The sequence below is a fragment of the Brevibacterium sp. 239c genome, from assembly GCF_900169365.1.
Lineage (GTDB): Bacteria > Actinomycetota > Actinomycetes > Actinomycetales > Brevibacteriaceae > Brevibacterium.
The window spans coordinates 270,988-288,317 of sequence record NZ_FXZH01000001.1; the positions used below are offsets into that span (position 1 = coordinate 270,988).

At 62.7% G+C, this 17,330-nt stretch carries 16 protein-coding genes; 7 read left to right on the forward strand and 9 right to left on the reverse strand.

Translation table 11 applies throughout. The features are described 5' to 3' along the window. Positions 1–16 precede the first annotated feature (16 nt). A complete protein-coding gene (gene ahcY / locus BSP239C_RS01195) occupies positions 17–1,477 on the forward strand; it encodes an adenosylhomocysteinase (protein ID WP_101569783.1) in 1,461 nt (486 codons plus the stop codon). A gap of 106 nt (positions 1,478–1,583) precedes the next feature. Here ahcY and BSP239C_RS01200 read toward each other — a convergent pair whose 3' ends face one another. Beyond that, positions 1,584–2,408: an RDD family protein gene (locus tag BSP239C_RS01200; RefSeq protein WP_257929995.1), complete on the reverse strand. Its 825-nt coding sequence runs from the start codon at positions 2,406–2,408 to the stop codon at positions 1,584–1,586. A gap of 93 nt (positions 2,409–2,501) precedes the next feature. On the opposite strand from BSP239C_RS01200, the gene BSP239C_RS01205 reads away from it, so the two are divergent. Then, positions 2,502–3,500, forward strand: a complete 999-nt coding sequence (locus BSP239C_RS01205; RefSeq protein ID WP_101569785.1) for a stage II sporulation protein M — start codon at positions 2,502–2,504, stop codon at positions 3,498–3,500. A 68-nt stretch (positions 3,501–3,568) separates the two neighbouring features. Here BSP239C_RS01205 and BSP239C_RS01210 read toward each other — a convergent pair whose 3' ends face one another. The 5 genes from BSP239C_RS01210 to BSP239C_RS01230 are packed head-to-tail and all read right to left on the reverse strand — an operon-like array spanning position 3,569 to position 8,938. After that, a complete protein-coding gene (locus BSP239C_RS01210; RefSeq protein ID WP_101569786.1) occupies positions 3,569–4,855 on the reverse strand; it encodes a DUF58 domain-containing protein in 1,287 nt (428 codons plus the stop codon). Beyond that, a complete protein-coding gene (locus BSP239C_RS01215) occupies positions 4,856–5,974 on the reverse strand; it encodes a MoxR family ATPase (protein WP_101569787.1) in 1,119 nt (372 codons plus the stop codon). Then, the gene (locus tag BSP239C_RS01220; protein WP_101569788.1) at positions 5,971–7,236 is read right to left on the reverse strand and encodes a DUF4350 domain-containing protein; all 1,266 of its coding nucleotides are present in this window, start codon (positions 7,234–7,236) and stop codon (positions 5,971–5,973) included. Before BSP239C_RS01220 ends, BSP239C_RS01215 begins: the two co-directional genes overlap by 4 nt. Further along, the gene (locus BSP239C_RS01225) at positions 7,233–7,889 is read right to left on the reverse strand and encodes a hypothetical protein (RefSeq protein WP_101569789.1); all 657 of its coding nucleotides are present in this window, start codon (positions 7,887–7,889) and stop codon (positions 7,233–7,235) included. The genes BSP239C_RS01220 and BSP239C_RS01225 overlap by 4 nt, the downstream gene beginning before the upstream one ends. Next, positions 7,886–8,938 (reverse strand): hypothetical protein, encoded by a 1,053-nt coding sequence (locus BSP239C_RS01230; RefSeq protein ID WP_101569790.1) that lies wholly within the window; start codon positions 8,936–8,938, stop codon positions 7,886–7,888. Before BSP239C_RS01230 ends, BSP239C_RS01225 begins: the two co-directional genes overlap by 4 nt. 136 nt (positions 8,939–9,074) lie before the next feature. On the opposite strand from BSP239C_RS01230, the gene mtrA reads away from it, so the two are divergent. The 5 genes from mtrA to hpf all read left to right on the forward strand — a co-directional run bounded on the left by mtrA (position 9,075) and on the right by hpf (position 14,984). Further along, positions 9,075–9,755: an MtrAB system response regulator MtrA gene (gene mtrA, locus BSP239C_RS01235; RefSeq protein WP_101569791.1), complete on the forward strand. Its 681-nt coding sequence runs from the start codon at positions 9,075–9,077 to the stop codon at positions 9,753–9,755. After that, positions 9,752–11,782: an MtrAB system histidine kinase MtrB gene (mtrB, locus tag BSP239C_RS01240; RefSeq protein ID WP_101569792.1), complete on the forward strand. Its 2,031-nt coding sequence runs from the start codon at positions 9,752–9,754 to the stop codon at positions 11,780–11,782. The genes mtrA and mtrB overlap by 4 nt, the downstream gene beginning before the upstream one ends. Then, entirely contained in the window at positions 11,779–13,500 is a 1,722-nt protein-coding gene (locus BSP239C_RS01245; RefSeq protein ID WP_101569793.1) for an LpqB family beta-propeller domain-containing protein, read from the forward strand. The genes mtrB and BSP239C_RS01245 overlap by 4 nt, the downstream gene beginning before the upstream one ends. A gap of 35 nt (positions 13,501–13,535) precedes the next feature. Continuing rightward, complete coding sequence (locus BSP239C_RS01250; protein WP_101569794.1) at positions 13,536–14,258, forward strand: ComF family protein; 723 nt, start codon at positions 13,536–13,538, stop codon at positions 14,256–14,258. Between the two features lie 66 nt (positions 14,259–14,324). Then, a complete protein-coding gene (gene hpf / locus BSP239C_RS01255; RefSeq protein ID WP_101569795.1) occupies positions 14,325–14,984 on the forward strand; it encodes a ribosome hibernation-promoting factor, HPF/YfiA family in 660 nt (219 codons plus the stop codon). Positions 14,985–15,092: 108 nt separating this feature from the next. Here hpf and BSP239C_RS21015 read toward each other — a convergent pair whose 3' ends face one another. The 3 genes from BSP239C_RS21015 to BSP239C_RS01270 all read right to left on the reverse strand — a co-directional run bounded on the left by BSP239C_RS21015 (position 15,093) and on the right by BSP239C_RS01270 (position 17,278). Continuing rightward, positions 15,093–15,203, reverse strand: a complete 111-nt coding sequence (locus BSP239C_RS21015; RefSeq protein ID WP_257929997.1) for a DUF418 domain-containing protein — start codon at positions 15,201–15,203, stop codon at positions 15,093–15,095. A gap of 253 nt (positions 15,204–15,456) precedes the next feature. Continuing rightward, positions 15,457–16,089 carry a response regulator transcription factor gene (locus tag BSP239C_RS01265; RefSeq protein WP_101569907.1) on the reverse strand — a complete coding sequence of 211 codons (633 nt, stop codon included), beginning with the start codon at positions 16,087–16,089 and terminating at the stop codon, positions 15,457–15,459. A 52-nt stretch (positions 16,090–16,141) separates the two neighbouring features. Continuing rightward, positions 16,142–17,278, reverse strand: a complete 1,137-nt coding sequence (locus BSP239C_RS01270) for a sensor histidine kinase (RefSeq protein ID WP_101569796.1) — start codon at positions 17,276–17,278, stop codon at positions 16,142–16,144. Positions 17,279–17,330: the final 52 nt, after the last annotated feature.

Below are 17,330 nucleotides of genomic sequence, written 5' to 3' on the forward strand. Positions count from 1 at the left end.
TCTCCATGGAGGTACCGTGCTCGAATCCACCGACTTCAAGGTTGCCGATCTGAGCCTGGCCGAGGCCGGCCGGCACCAGATCCGACTGGCAGAACGCGAGATGCCTGGGCTGATGGCACTGCGTGAAGAATTCGGGCAGAGTAAGCCGCTGACCGGGGCTCGCATTGCCGGAAGCCTGCACATGACTGTGCAGACGGCTGTGCTCATCGAGACCCTCGTCGCGCTTGGTGCGCAGGTGCGGTGGGCCAGCTGCAACATCTTCTCCACTCAAGACGAGGCCGCTGCCGCTGTCGTCGTCGGCACCGGCAGCCTCGACGCTCCAGCTGGTGTGCCGGTCTTCGCCTGGAAAGGTGAGACCCTCGAAGAGTACTGGTGGGCCGCGGATAAGATCTTCGACTTCGCGCAGGGAGCCAACCTCATCCTCGACGACGGCGGCGACGCCACGATGTACGTTCTCAAGGGTGCCCAGGCCGAGCTCGACGGGGGAGTGCCCACCGCGGGTGAGGACGACCCGGAAGAGTTCAAGGTCCTTCTGGCACAGGTGCAGAAATCGCTCGAGGCCGCACCAGGACGTTTCGGTCGCATGGCTGCAGGCATCAAGGGTGTCAGCGAAGAGACCACGACGGGAGTCAACCGCCTCTACCGTCTGGCTGAGGACGGCAAGCTGCCGTTCCCCGCCATCAACGTAAATGATTCCGTGACGAAGTCGAAGTTCGACAACCGCTACGGCATCCGCCACTCCCTGCCCGACGGTCTCAACCGCGCCACAGATGTCCTCATCGGCGGCAAGATCGCCGTCGTCGTCGGCTATGGTGATGTCGGCAAGGGGGCCGCCGAGGCGCTGCGTGGTCAGGGTGCCAGGGTCATCGTCACCGAGATCGATCCGATCTGCGCCCTGCAGGCGACAATGGACGGCTACCAGGTTGAGCATCTCTCCGCGGTGGCACCGACCGCGGACATCATTATCACGACTACAGGCAACACGCGGGTGGTCGGAGTCGAGGTGCTGACCAGCCTCAAACCCGGGGCGATCGTCGGCAACGTCGGACACTTCGACGACGAGATCGATCTGGCCGGCCTGGCCAAGGTCTCCGGAGTCACCAAGGTCGAGATCAAGCCGCAGGTCCACGAATGGCGCGTGCCCGTCCCCACCGACCTGGGTCTGGACCGCGAACAGACGGACTTCCTCGTCCTGTCCGAAGGCCGCCTGCTCAACCTGGGCAACGCCACCGGCCACCCCTCGTTCGTGATGAGCGCGTCCTTTGCCAACCAGGTGCTCGCGCAGATCGAACTCTGGGTCAGCCCCGAACGCTACGACAACGATGTGCACCGCCTGGCGAAGGAGCTCGACGAAAAGGTCGCGCGCCTCCACCTGCCGGCACTCGGAGCGAACCTGTCCGAGCTGTCGAAGGAGCAGGCCGAATACATCGGCGTCGACGTCGCCGGGCCATATAAGCCCGAGCATTACCGGTACTGAGCTTCCCTGACGTCTTCAGGTCCGACCCCCAAACGACGGGGGCCGGGCCTGAAAAGTCTGCGGATCTCAGTGTAGAGAGATGAGCGCGGGGCCGGGTTTGAAACCTTCAGCGGTTCTGCAGATGCAGCCCATGTGGGAGTGTGTTGACGCCTGCACGGAACGCCTGTGACTGTTCACTGCGGCGCTGCTGCTTCGAAAACTCTGCCGAGCGCTGTCGGTGGATGACTGCAGACAGGAACTGTTCCGGCATCGTTCCCTCTGGCGGTGCGGGTGCGACATAGGGGTTGAGCTCGGTGGCGAGTTCCTTCGCCCGCTCCCAGCGCGAATCGCGGCCCAGGTTCTCAGCCATGGACAGAAACTGCACAACCCGGCGGTGCAGCCCGGCAGGGAGCGTGGCAATGTCGGTCTCTGCCAACCAGTTCTGCAGATGCGGTGAGACATGTGTGTGAACTGGTTGGGGTGGGGCGGTGCGTTCGCTGACGGCCAAGGTCCCAGCCATGTAGTCGCCGAGGCGCTTGGACTGTGGCGAGACCAGACCGGAGAGGGCTGCCAGTCCGCCACCGGTGGAGAGGATCTCGAAGGGCCAGAGGATGGCGCGAATGAACGAGTGCCTGGCCCGCACGGCCCCACCGTCGTCGCGGACGACGCGCAGACCCAGGATGAGCTTTCCGATCGAACGGCCGTGGGTGAGGACTTCGATGATCATCGGCAAGAGCACGAACACCGAGATGCTCATGATGGTCATCACCGATGCCAGCAGGAGCTCGTTGACGTCAAGGACCTGCAGCAGGAACCAGAACATGGCGATGAGGAGCCCGATGTTGACGATCGAATACACGATGTAGTCGATGAGGCAGCTCAACGCGCGCGCGGCCAAAGCCGCAGGCTGGATGCTCAATTCGACGGCTTCGCCCGTCACCAAAGTACTCACGATTCCATCCTGTCATAATTCGCATCCCCACTTCATTGCGGATCGCCTCGGACACAGATTCTGGTCTGCCTGACACTCAGATAGGGTTGAGTCATGGACCCGAATCTGCTGGCCGAACTGCACGGCGACAAGTGGCGAGAACTGTCCATGCTGGCGAAGAAGAACTGGCTGAATCCGGCCCAGGCCCACAGATTCCTCGACCTCTATCGGGATGCGTCGAAGGACCTCTCTCGGATCATGACGGTGGCTCCCGACTCCTTGGAAGCCGCACGACTGTCGGCGATCGTGCATCGTTCGCGCAACCATCTCTCGGCGGTTCCCTCCGGTGGCCTCAGCGGTCTCTCTCGTTTCTTCGTCATCAGCCTGCCGCTGTCGATCTATCGACTCCGGTGGGATTTCCTCATCGTCGCCGCATGCTTCTTGGCAGTGGCGAGTCTGGCCGGGATCTGGGCGGGAATGCACCCGGAGGTTCTCGAGACCTTCGGCGACCACGCCTTCCGCAAGCAGTTCGCGGAGCATGATTTCGTTGAGTACTACAAGGAGAATCCGAACGGGTTCTTCGCAGTCGGGGTGTGGACGAACAATGCGTGGATCGCCGTGCAGTTCGTGCTCCTGGGCATCACCGGCATTTTTGTCGTCTCAGGACTCTTCTCCAACGCGGTCAACGTCGGATTCTCCGGTGCGATGATGTTCGAGTTCGACCGCGGCTCGGACTTCTTCCTCTACATTCTTCCGCACGGAATCCCCGAGATCAGCTGCATCATCCTCGCAGGTGCGGCGGGACTGAGACTGTTCTTCGCCTGGGTGGTGCCGGGACCTCAGCTGCGGCGGAACAAACTCGCTTCAGAAGCCAGATCACTGCTGACCGTGGCCGGTGGTCTGGTCCTCATGCTGTTCATCTCGGGACTCATCGAAGGGTTCGTCACCCCCAATCCGATCCCGCCGGAGCTTAAAATCGCCATCGGCGTTGCCTACACAGCAGCAGTCATCGCCTATGCCTGGTACTTCGGCAAGCGTGCCGCGAGGGCCGGACTCAGCGCCGATCTCGACGAGCACCAGGCGGGCTACTCGATCCTCGCGACAGATCGGTAGAGCCTCCACCGCAGACAGATGGACCTTCCACCACTGACTGGTCTAGCCTGCACCACTGTGTGAGGGTCCTACAGCTTCCCAGTCGCCTTGAGATTGATGTAGAGGTCAGCGAGAGCTCCGGGCAGATCCTCAGGTCCCGCTTCGACCGACTGGACACCGGCACCGCGAAGACGCGTCTGCAGGGACTTCGATGTCAGCAGCTCCGATTCCGCAGCCGCAGCTGTGAAGATCTCATCGGCGCCCTCACGCTTCGCCGCAAGTTCACCCAGGCCAGGATCTTCCACCGAGGCCACCACGACGCGGTGACGTGCCAAGAGAGTCGGCAGGACAGGCAGGATCTCGTCGGAGACGCTGCCCTCATCCAAAGCGGTGACGAGGACGACGAGCGCATGTTGGCGTGAGGTGGACAGGACAGTCGACGAGATCTGCTCCCAGTCGGCATCGTAGAGTTCCGGGTGCACCGTCGTCAGCGCCACCGAAAGGTCATGGACGGGATCCTTCGAGCGATGGCTCGAGGCGATTGCCCGGATGCGTGCATCGGCGATAATGACATCGACTCGGTCGCCTGCCCCGGAGGCCAAAGCCGTCAACAGCAGAGCAGACTCCAGCGCAGCATCGAAGATGGTGCCGTCACCGCAGCGACGTGCGGCCAGTCTGGAGGAATCGACGACGATGACGATTCTCCGGTCACGCTCTGGCCGCCAGGTCTTGACGACCAGATCCTGAGCACGGGCACTGGCACGCCAATCGATAGAGCGCACATCATCACCGTCGACATAGTCGCGCAGCGAATCGAACTCTGTGCCCATGCCGCGGATCATCACAGCAGACCGGCCATCGAGTTCACGCAGCTTCTGCGTCTTCGAAGGAAGCTCGCGCCGGGAGATGAACGGCGGCAGGACGCGCACGATCGCCGGCACATCGAAGCTTTTCTGCCGAGCGATGAGGCCTAAGATGCTGCGGCTGCGGATGGTGACCTTGTCCGCGTGCAGAGCACCGCGGCGCACGGGCAGAAGGTGAGTGACCACCTGACTGCTCTCACCTGGGGACAGGTCGAAGTGCGAGCGTGTGTTTTCGGCTCTCGCACTCGGTGACCACGCATCACGGACCGCGATCCGCAGGCGTTTGGGGGAGTCATTGACCATGGTGAGCGTGCAGTCGGTCGGATCACCCAGCCGGACCATCGGTCCAGGCGTGCGCTGGAGGGACACCAACCTCGGCGGGGGGACGAGGAAGAAATCGAGCAGCGCGACGATGACGATGACGCCAGCGACGATCAGTGCACTCGTGAACCCCGGCATGAGCATGACGGGGACGAGCCCGAGCAGGGTCAGCAGGAGCAGTCGCGTGGTCATTCAGCGTGGTACTTCGGTGGTCGCGATGATCGAGTTGAGGACCTGATCGACGTTGAGTCCATCCATCTGAGCCTCGGGTCGGAGGATCACACGGTGGCTCAGGGTCATGTGCGCCAATGCCTTGACATCATCGGGTGTCACGTAGCCGCGGCCCGAGAGCCAGGCATAGGCGCGTGCGGCACCGAGCATTCGGGTGGCACCGCGGGGAGAGACGCCCAGGGCCAGCGACGGTGCCTGTCTGGTTGCGCGAGCCAGGTCGACGATGTAGGTGATGACCTGTGGTGCGATGTAGATGCCGGCGATGCGCTCCCTGGCCTGAGCGATCATGGCGGCGTCGACGACTGGTGTCAGTCCCGCCTCAGCAAGGTGAGAGGCGTCGAAACCGCGTGCATGACGGTCAAGGATCTCGAATTCCAGGTCGCGTTCGGGCAGTCCGAGGACGAGCTTGAACAGGAACCGGTCGAGCTGAGCCTCGGGCAGAGGATAGGTGCCCTCGTATTCGAGGGGGTTCTGGGTCGCCGCGACCATGAACGGTTCCGGCAGAGCACGGGACCCGCCGCCGACCGAGACCTGGTGTTCCTCCATGGCTTCGAGCAGCGCCGACTGTGTCTTGGGCGGGGTGCGGTTGATCTCATCGGCGATGAGGATGTTGGTGAACACCGGTCCGGCGCGGAATTCGAAATTCGACACGGACGCGTCATAGACCAGGGAACCGGTGACATCGCTGGGCATGAGGTCGGGCGTGAACTGGATTCGGGTGTTGTCGAGGCTGACCGAGGTGGCGAAACTGCGCACCAGGAGGGTCTTGGCGACACCGGGCACACCCTCAAGCAGCACGTGACCCTGGCACAGCAGTGCGATGAGCATCCCGGTGACCGCTTCGTCCTGTCCGACCACGGCCTTGGCGATCTGCGTGCGCACGTCGACGAACGCCTCCCGGAGAGGGTCGCGCTCCTGAGCCGCCTGCTGGGGCTGGCCTGGCTGTGCCGCCTGCGACTGCGCTGGCTGGGAGGGCTCGGCCTGTGCCTGTGCCGACTGGGGCTGGGCCTGTGCCGGTTGGGTCGGCTGGGCCTGGCCCTGCGGCTGCTGGGCAGAGTTCTCGCCTGGAGTCTGTGTCATGAGATCTCACTTTCGATGAGGGTGAGCTGATGGACGATGTTCGCTAATTCTGAGTCGGTGCTGGGCACTGCGGAGGAGAAGACCGAATCGACCTGGGCCGGATCTCGGCCGGTCGCGTTCGCGATGCCGACGATGATGTCGCGGGGCCCGGCCTCGGGACCCAGCGCCAGCCGTTTCGCAACGCGCAGGAGAGCGCCAGTGCGCAGGGTGTGCAGGGCACCAGTCCGGTCGTGGCTGCGCGCGGCCAGAGCCGCACGACCGTGCACCGTCTCCACAGCTGGAACGATGACCGGCAGGCGTTCGACGGCCAGGGGACCGAACCTGCGGCCGAGGATGAGCAGGAGGATGAGCACACACGGAACCAGCCACAGGGCTCCGGCGATGAACCAGCTGGGCACATAGTCCAAGGTCGACGGGGTCGACTCGGACTCACCGGACTCGGTGGGGTAGTAGACGACCAGGTGGTCGGACTGTGACAGCTGGGAGAGAACCAGTGAGGCATTGCCCTCTTCATCGATGCCGGCGTTGGTCGCCCAGTCGGGATTGCCGAGGACGGTGACGGGGAAGTCGGCCTTCCCTCCGCCGCCCTCATCGACGATGAGCTGCCCGTGCGCCGATCCAGGGGTGACTTCGCCACCGCCAACCTGGGAGACGCCAGGGCCGGTGAACGGGTAGCAGGTGCTCAGACCCTCGGTGCCTTTTCGGGCCTCGGCATACTCAGTCTCGCCGGTCTCAACGCCGCCGGCAGCCTGGGCCGCCGGCACCTCACAATGCGGCCGTGAGATCTTATCCGGGGTGGCCAAGGGGCTGATGCTGTCATCGACCGTGATCCTGTCGGTGAATTCCTGGACCATATGGCCGGGATCGATGAGTGCCAGTCGATTGTCATTGGCGGCGAGCTGAGACTGGAAGCCGTCGATATCGCCCTGGGAGAGCAGATCGGCCTTCGTCGGAATCAGGAGTGTCGTGTCCGGTTTCCCGGAAGCTTTGTGAGCCGTTTCGTAGTCCTCGGTCGTGGTCACCTCGACCCCATGGTCGCGCAGAGTTTCGACCATGGCCTTCGTGCCTTCACGAGCCGTGGAATCGTAGTGCAGAGGTGCCTCGGACTCGCGGTCCGAGGTCATCAGCATCGTGGCGATCACGGTGATGAGGATGGCGATGGCCGCCACGATCCACACACCGGCCGACCTCAGCCTAGCCGTCAGCGGGACCGCCGCACTCGAACGGGTGCCTCTGGTAGCGACGTCGATAAGGGCACTCATGATGCCACCGCCGATCGATGGCGCGGACTCAACGCGCTCAACGCCTCATCAAGTGCGAGGAACTCGTGATAGGTCTCAGATAACGAAGCGAGCGAAGTCCCATCAGGGTCCTCACCGAAGAAGAGGTCGTTGAACACCTCGGCGACTCGGGCCAACTGGCGCCGGTGTTCGGGCACTTCGTCTCCGGCAGTGCGGCTGAGTTCGCTGGCAGTCGATGCTGAATCGAGAGTGACGATGTGCTTCTGGGAGAGCACAGCGAAGATGGCACGTGCAGAATCGATGACCGCAGTCCTCATATCCCCGCGCTCGGCGGCGGCCCGCGCACTCTCTCTCCAAGGGCCGGGCTCAGGTGAGGCGACGACAGGGTCGAAGGCAGACAACGGAAGGGAGGTCTTCTTCAGCCCGACTCGGCGGACCCGCCAGATGATGAGGCCGACGATGGCGGCCAGAGCCACGATGACGATGAGAAGCATCCACGGAGAGTTGTTGTTGAGTGCGCCTGAGACGATCGAGTCCCAGAAGTTGCTCAACCACTGACCGATCTGTTCCAACGGGGTGAGATCGGTGTCCGAGTATTCCTTCTTCGACAGTTCGTGCTCGACCCATTCGCGCCCGGTCTCTCGATCGATGGTCGAACTTGCCAACATGCTCATGCGGCGTCCTCCTCACGGCGAATGAGAACCAGGTCGAACCCTTCAGTACGCATGCGTTGGTCAAAGTAGCAGACGCAGACGAGGCAGGAGAAGTATGCGAAGAGAATCGCCGAGGACACTGTCGTCAGGAGCAGAAGAAGAGCTCCGGCGATGGCGACGATGATCGTCATCGACATGGAGGCCGCACCAGCGGCGCCGATGGCGATGGTGGCGATGACGGTGACGACCATGACGAGAGGAGAGATGATGAGTTGGACCAACTGGTTGGACAGGAAGTAGCCGAGTCCCAACTGTCCGAGGGTGCGCCAGAATCCGGTGCCGGTCAGGCGCCAGGAGCGTCGCAGTCCGGCTCGCACGCCCAGCTTTTCGACGGCGATCGCAGAGCCGGTGAAGGCGAAACGCAGATTCAGCCAGATCAGGGCGCACAACCAGAGTCCCAGCGCGAGGAAGGCAGTGACGATTGCGATAACCGTGTTGTCGGAGAGTGCGAAGAGAAGCGAGGGCAGCCCGAGAAGAACCAGCAGACCCAGATTGACGGCGCCCAGGAGAAGGGCCGCGAGAATCAGTGACCAGCGGCGACCATGCAGCGACGCCCACGACTGAGTCAAAGTCGTCTTGCGTGCCCCGAACGAATTTTCGGCACCGCTGGCGGCCAGTCCGGCAAGGAAATGAGCGACGCCGAGGCTGAGCAGGCTGATCGCGAACGATCCCATCTGCGCGAGCAGGAAGAACCCGGACATCGCATCGTCATTGCTGACGAGATCGTTGAGGAAGGGCAGGAACTTGAGCGCGACGAAAGCACCGACCGCGGTGAGGACGAGACTCCAGAGCGTGAACACGATGAGAGCCGCACCGATGGTGAGCCCGGGAATGAATCGCAGCAGACGGAAACCGGAATCGAGCACCTCAAAGAAGGTCAGCGGTCGTTTGGCCAGAACTCCACGCGGGGAAGGCGGGTGCCATTCGTGATGCGTCGGGCCCTGATCTCGTCGTTGCCACTGACCTGTCTGCCAGTCGACCTCTGAGGTCCACGCATTAGATCGTCCCATTACCACGCAATCCTGCCATGATTTGGTGCCCAGCGCCGACTCGAATCGCACCCTGAAACAGAGTTCATAACGTCTGCAATGAGAGGTGGGGGTGTCGAGGTCGAAAGATTGGGCGCTCATAAGCGACAATGGAAAGATGAACGCTCGTATCCTCGTAGTTGATGATGACACGGCTTTGGCCGAAATGATCGGGATTGTGCTCAAAAGTGAAGGCTTCGAGCCCTTCTTCTGCGCTACCGGTGATCAGGCCTTCGGCGAATTTGAGAAGGTGAACCCGGACCTCGTCCTCCTCGACCTCATGCTGCCCGGCAAAGACGGGCTTGAGGTCTGCCGAGAGATCCGCGAGATCTCCTCGGTGCCGATCATCATGCTCACGGCGAAATCGGACACCGTCGATGTTGTCCTCGGTTTGGAATCCGGCGCCGACGACTACGTTCCCAAGCCCTTCAAACCCAAGGAGCTCATTGCCCGGGTGCGAGCCCGCCTGCGCATCTCCGAACCACAGGCCCCGGAGCTGCTCACCGTCGGTGACGTTGTCGTTGACGTCGCCGGTCACACCGTGACGAAGGGCGGTTCGCCGATCTCACTGACACCACTCGAGTTCGATCTGCTGGTGGCTCTCGCCCGCGAACCATGGCAGGTCTTCTCCCGCGAAACCTTGCTCGAAGAAGTGTGGGGCTACCGGCATGCGGCGGATACGCGCCTGGTGAACGTACACGTGCAGCGACTGCGGTCGAAAATCGAACGTGACCCGGAGAAACCAGACATCATCGTCACTGTGCGCGGCGTCGGATATAAGGCAGGCAGAGCGGCGTGAGTCGCTCTTCGGCTGTGGGCGGAGCAATCCGCACCGCAGCCTCGGCGATCCGGACGTTCTGGCGGTTCCTCCTCCGCTCGTTCAGCCATTCTCTGCAGCTGCGGATCGTCGTCCTCACCATCGTCCTCACCTCCGTGGCCATCTTCGGGGTGGGGACGTACATGTCACAGCAGATCTCACGTGGCCTCTTCGACACCAGGCTCCAGTCTCTGTCGTCCCAGGCGGGGACCATCGTCTCCGAGCTGCGCAGCCTCTCTCCCGTCGACGGTCAGGCCGTGACCCAAGAGAACCTGAGCTCACAGCTGTCATCGATCTACAACCGCTCCACCGGCTCTGTGTACTCGTTGACCTTGGAACCCAGCGATCCGAACTCCTCGTTCTCAACGATCAGTGCCGGTACGACGGACTCCGATGGTGCGGCGGCCGCGGTGCCCATCAGCGATGAGCTCAAGGCTGCCATCGGCAAGGCTCCGACCGACGACATGCTCTATCAGTCAGTGGCACTTCCCGATGGGTCCGGGCCCGGGCTGCTGATCTCCCAGGAGCTTCAGATCCCTGGCGCAGGACAGTTCCAGCTCTACTATCTGGGCGACCTGTCCGAACAGCAGGACACCCTCGACTTCGTCCAGAGGTCGATGCTCGTCGCCGCCCTCGTCCTCGTCGTCCTCGTCGGTGCTGTGGCGTGGATCGTCACCCGGCTCGTAGTGACCCCGGTGCGCACCGGCGCCGAGGTGGCACGACTGATCGCCGACGGTGACCTTGACGAGCGCATGCCCGTCCACGGCAACGACGAGATTGCCGTGCTGGGGGAGTCTTTCAATGACATGGCCGACACCCTTCAGCATCAGATCCAACAGATGGAGCGACTCTCCGTCCTGCAAAGGCAGTTCGTCTCCGATGTCTCTCACGAGCTGCGCACACCTCTGACCACCATCCGCGCCGCCGCGGACCTCATCTACGACTCGCGTGATGACCTCGATCCCGTGACAGCTCGCAGCGCCGAACTGCTGAACTCGCAGGCGGAGAGGTTCGACAACCTCCTCTCGGACCTGCTGGAGATCTCCCGCTATGATGCCGGCGCCGCTGCCCTGGTAGCCAAGCCCGTCGACATCGGCGCCATCGTCACCTCGATCATCGAGACGGTGTCGATGGTGGCAGATCAGATGTCGACGAACATCGTCGTCCACGCTCCGTCCTCGCCGGTGATGGCCGAGGTCGACAGGGTGCGCATCACACGGATCGTGCGCAACCTCGTCGTCAACGCGATCGAACACGGTGAGACCAACCCGATCGACATCTATGTCGCCTCCAACGCCGAGGCAGTGGCCGTGAGCGTGCGCGACCACGGTGTGGGCATGAACGAAGAACAGGTCGAGCACGTCTTCGACCGGTTCTGGCGTGCCGATCCCGCTCGCAAACGCACACTGGGTGGGTCTGGCCTGGGCCTGGCGATTTCACTCGAGGACGCTCACCTGCACAACGGTTGGCTGCAGGTCTGGGGCAAACCGGGCGAAGGCTCATGCTTCCGCCTGACCGTTCCACGCCGACCCGACCAGGAAATCACCTCCTCACCTCTGCCGCTGCCGCCTCGGGATGCGCAGATCCAAGGTGCTGCGCTGGTGGCAGGCCCTCTGTCCTCCGACGGTTCCGTGCGAATCCAGACGGGGTCGATCCCCATCGTGGTCGAAGCCAATCAGACTCCTCCCGCCCGTGGAGGATACGTTGACGGCCCTGAGGTCATCCGCGGCGATGCTGCCATCATCGACGACGGCACTGACATAGGCAGGAGCACGGAGAGTTCCAGCGACGCCGAGAGTGACTCGGCCGCTGACAGCAACTCGGTCGCTGAGGACCTCGGCGAGGCAGAGCAGACTGAGGACATGAGCGAAGACGCCACCGGTAACCGCGACGACACTGCTGCTGACGACACAGACGACACTGCTGCCGACGACACAGACGACACCGACACCAGCATTCACATTGACATGGACACCGTGTGGCCCCCCGAAGGAGGATCGAAGTCATGACGACACCCCGACGAAAGAAGGGTCTGAGCATGGCGATCCTCGCCGTCTTCGCCAGTCTGGCCCTGGGAGCCTGCTCTTCGATCCCGAGCAATTCGCCCGTGGGTCACATCGAGGCCGGTTCCGGTGACCCGGGTGCCAGCAACGCTCGGATCCCTGATGGCCCCGAACCCGGTGACAGCATCGGTGAGATCGTCCGCGGGTTCCTCGCCGCTGGCGCGGGCACCGGAAACAACTTCTCCGTCGCCAAGTCCTTCCTCACCGAAGCCGAGGCACAGGAATGGAATCCGCAGGAATCGGTGTCGCTGCTGCCCAACGACACCGATCTGGATTCGCTCAACGCCGAAGTCACCTCCGACCAGAAGACGCTGACGATGTCGGCGCCCGTCGTCGGACTGGTCAACTCCTCGGGCATCTTCAACTCAACCAAACCGGGAACCCAGTCGAACATGGAATTCTCGCTGAGGCAGGAGAACGGGGAATGGCGCATCGCCTCGGCGCCCGACGGTCTGCTCATCTCGCAGTCGGAGTTCCAGACGATCTTCCTCAACTACTCGCTCCAATTCTTCACCTCTGACTACTCCTACCTGGTTCCTGACTCCCGCTGGTTCCTCCGGTCGTCGTCGACGCCGACAGCTCTCATCAACGAACTCCTCAGCGGTCCAGCCCCATATCTGTCAGGAGCTGTCGTGACCTCGATTCCCGACGGCGCGAAACTCAGCGACACGAACGTGGTGAGCATCGAAAACGGTGTCGCACACATTGCCCTGAGTAACCAGGGGGATGCGCCCACGGACAAGGAGAAGGGGCTGATTCGAGAACAGATCGCATCGACTCTGAAGGTAATTCCCTCAATCTCAAGCATCGAACTGACTATCGGGGGACAACTCGTCCCAGAGAGTCTGCAGCCCGAGACCGATTCCTCGGTCCAGGTCGACGGTCCACCGGTGGTGCTGGCCAAAGACCGACTCTCGCGCATCTCCGGCACGACCGTGGCCAAAGTCGAGAACAGTCCTGACCTGTCCAAGGCCAGGGCCAGCGACCCCGCCGTCTCCTTCGACGATTCGCTCTACGTCTACCTGCAGAATTCCGGGAAGGAGCTGATGCGTCTCAAAGCCGACTCTGTTGATGCGACTCCGATCTTCAACGGAAAAAAGCTGGTGCGCCCCAGCATCGATCGGTTCAATACGGTCTGGACGGGGGAGTGCGCCAACAAGGGCAAGCTCACGGCCATCGGCGATGACAGCAAGGAACACACCATCAACACGGACTTCCTGGCCGGTCGCGACCTCATCGACCTGGAAGTTTCCCGCGACGGCACACGGATCGCGCTGCTGAGCAGACACAAGGGCGAACCATCACGCATCGACGTCGTCGGAATCCCACGTGACAAAGCGGGGAACCCCTCCGGCACCGTGTCTGATGCGCCGATCGAAGTCGGGTCGAACTTCGATGAGGTCAGGGACATCTCCTGGGCCGGATCGACCTCGGTGGTGGCGCTGGCTGCCACGGCAGGCGAACGGGTCCAGCCGTTCCGCATCGGCGTGACTGGGCCTCCCGCCCAGCTGGGAGAGGTCCCTGATGGCAGTCGGATCGCCTCCGGCGAAGACGGTCGTTCGATCCTCGTGACGAGCTCCTCTGGAGAGATCTACTCCTACAACTCCAATGCCTGGCAGAAGCTCATCGATATCTCGGCCAAGGACCCCTCCTACCCGGGCTGAGGATTCTTCTCACCATGGCATAGTAGATTTCTCCCATGGGACTGCTGACCGAATTCGGCGAGCTCTTCCTGCCCCGCCGGTGCGCCGGTTGCGGTCGGGAGGACGTCTCTCTGTGCACGGCGTGTCTGAGTCTGCTCGGCGGCATCCCCCGAGCCATGGAGCCGCGCTATGGCCAGATTCCCGTCGTCGGAGTCTCAGAATACAGCTCTGAGATTTCTCATATGGTGGTCAACTTCAAAGACAACGGCCGCCGAGACATTCTTGACCCTCTGGCCTTGGCCCTTGCGCGTTCCATCACCGCAGCCTTGGAGTTGGCTCATCATCCGGGTGGTCAGGTGAGGCTGTTTCCCGCGCCGAGCTCTGAACGAGCACGGCGACGCCGAGGCGGCTCCCACACTGCGGCACTGGCTCGCCGCGCGGCGGAACTCGTACCCGAGCTGTCTCTGGAGGTGGTCGACGTTCTCCTGGCCAGACGTCACCATGACCAGGTCGGGCTGGGAGCTCATGCCAGGGAGGCCAACGTGGCGAAATCGCAGTACCTCAACCCGAGGGTTCTGCCCTCGGAACCTTCTGAACGCGGAGACGAAAGTGCGTCCGCTCCCGGTGTGGATCTTCTCATCGATGATTTCTCAACTACCGGAGCAACTTTGGCAGAAAGCGCAAGGGTACTAGCATCGGTGCAGATCAGACCCGCTGCAGGAGCCGTTCTCGGTCTCGGCCGCGGGGGCACTCGATTTGTCTCTCCCTTTACTGTATAACGGTGGTTACCCATCCAAGGGAATGGGATCGGATGAATCCGACGAACGAGTCGCTAAGGACGCATCATGGACATTGTTGTCAACGGACGTCAACTGACCATCTCCGATAGTTTTCGGGCCCACATTGAGGACAAGATCGCCAAGGTCGAGCAGCTCGCACCGCGAGCTCAACGAGTCGAAGTGCACGTTGCCCACGAGAAGAATTCTCGTCAGCCCGAGACCAGCGAACGAGTCGAACTCACTGTAGTGGCGAAGGGACCCGCCATTCGTGCGGAAGCCATGGCAAGCGATAAGTATGCTGCATTGGATTTGGCCTGGGCGAAGCTCGTTGAGCGATTAAGGCGTGCCAGGGACCGCAATAAGGTTCCTCGAGCGGGTCACCACAGGAAGGAATCCACGGCCGAGGCCCTGGCGAAGATGCCCGTCGCAGATTCGCTGGTTCCCGAAGAAGGCCAAGCGATCGATGCGAACGAGTCTGCGAACAACGACCAGACGAACGGGCGCATCAAGGCTGAAGGCGATTCTCCCGTGGTTCTGCGTGAGAAGACATTCAACGGCGCACCCATCGGAATCGAGGAAGCCCTCAACCGGATGGAGCTCGTAGGGCACGACTTCTACCTGTTCATCGACGAGGAGTCGAGCAAACCCTCCGTGGTCTACCGCCGCAAGGGCTGGAGCTACGGTGTCATCGCTTTGGATCCTGAACTTCAGGCCGTCGGCGACTGACCGATTCCAATCTGATCATCATTGATCTGAACACACGCGAATAGACGCACACGATCGCCGAGGTGGGAACCCCCACCTCGGCGATCTGCGGTTACACCCACACCGGCCTCAGGCTCGTGCACCCTCGCGACCCCAGGTGACCAGGCGCCAGAGCTTCTCCAATGGCCCCTGCCCGACGAAGCGCAGCCACAGGGCCGAGACGATGATCTGGATGACCATGAGATGGCTGCACAGATGAGGATCCCGGCCAGATATCCGTCATGGTCATCAAACCTGCTCAGGTCAGGCTCGACGGCGTTGACGGCGAGGATGAGCAGTGTGGCTCCGATGTAGTTGCTCAGCGCCATCCGACCCCATGGTGCGGACGGCGGGGGCGGTGTGCGGTCGTTGGGGTTTGAACTCATGACATCCATCCTGGTCGAACCGCACCTCGGCCCGCATCGGCACAATGGCCGGACTGCGTGAGCAAGCCTCAGTCGTTCGGCCGATTCATTGCCCCCGATTCCCACATTCGAGCCGCGATCTCGACCCGATTGCGTGCTTCGAGGCGGGTCTGGATATTGCCCAAGTGGCTCTTCACAGTACCCAGGGAAATATAGAGTTCGGAACAGATCTCCTGGTTGGTCCGCCCCCGCGCAACCAGGCGAGCGACATCGTTCTCCCGTTCACTGAGCCCGGCCACCCGGTCCTCGCCCGTTGTGTTGTTGCGGGAACGGCGGCTGAGCAGGTCCAAGGTCAGCGACGGAGAGATCAGAGCGTCACCGTTCGCGGCGGCCCTGACCGCGGCCAGCAGCAGGTCAGGCCCGGCATCCTTGAGGAGGAATCCGCTGGCACCGCCGGCGAGAGCCGCATCGACATAGTCATCATCGTCGAAGGTGGTGACCATGATGACCTTGGAGATCGGCGTCAGGCGGGGCAGCGCGGCGAGACCGTCGAGTTTGGGCATTCGGATGTCGAGGAGGATGACGTCGGGGCGTTCGCGTTTGGCCAGTTCGATGGCATCGACCCCGTCGGCGGCTTGTCCGACCACAGTGATCGACTCATCGGCGTCGAGGATGAGGGAGAACCCCATCCGCACCATTTCCTGATCATCGACCAATGCCACTGAAATCACGTTCGTCCTCCATCGATCGTCGTCGCCAGTCATGCCTCGTCCGTCATGCCTTGCCCGTCGGACCCAAGGGTATCCGAGCCTCGAGCACCCAGCCGCTATCCTGGGCCGGTCCTGCGAACAGATCCCCGCCGAGGTGGTCGACCCGGGCCCGCAGACCCTGCAGCCCGGTTCCGCTGCCCGAACCGATCCCACCGGAACCGGGGCCGTTGACCACAGTGAGGACCACGTCATATCGAGACGGGTCTCCGGGCCTCGCCGAGGCTGTGGTGGACACCCGGACCGTGACCGGGACCCCGGTTCCCGCATGTCGGCGGATGTTCGTCAGCGCCTCGGCCAGCACTCGATCAAGGACGGGCCAGAGGGTGGAGGGAACCGCCTCGGCGACGGTGTCGGTGATGTCGAATCTGATGGTGTCCTGGGCACCGAAGCCGTTGACTCGGTCGATGAGTGCCTGAGCTCCGGATGCGATGGGCGACCGGGGACCGGTCGCGTTCGAGGTGTTCGAGACGAGCGAGCGGATCTCCTCAAGAGCACGGGTTCCCGACTCCCCGATCTTGGCCAGAGCGGTGGAGAGGACTCGGACATCTTCACTGCGGCCTGCCGCCTGGGAGAGGACGACGATTCCGGTCACCTCGTGGGCGACCAGGTCATGAAGCTCGGTGGCCATGCGACGTCGCTCCGCCTCAACGGCGGTGGCATGACGTTCGACCAGGGAACGGTCGATCATTCGCAGCAGCAGACCCAGAGACAGGCTCACTACGATCACGGTGGAGGCACCGAATGCAAAGGCCAGCCCATCGTCCCAGCCCATCAGGCAGGGCTCGACGATGTTGCCCACACACAGCAGGACGAGCATCAGCATCTGAGTGCGGGTGACGAACCATCGGGAGAGCATCACCACCGTCACCAGACTCAGCCACATCACGGTCAGACTCAGAGTCGAAGCGAGACCGACCGGGACGAGTGCGAGGAGCAGGGCGAGAGCGGCCAACGGCAGCAGCCTGATGCTCGGACTGCGCCCGCCCGAGGCACGGGATTGGATTCGCACCAGAATCGGCAGTGCCGTGGCCAGAGCGAACAGGTCGGCGATGACGAGCAGCAGACTCGACCCTGTCGCCAGCTCGAGCAGGAACGTCAAGGGCAGGGGGAGGAACCACAGCCACATGATCACAGTCTTCATCGTCACTCAGTCTAGTCAGGCCCGATGCTCGCCGGGAGCGTTCACGGGGTGG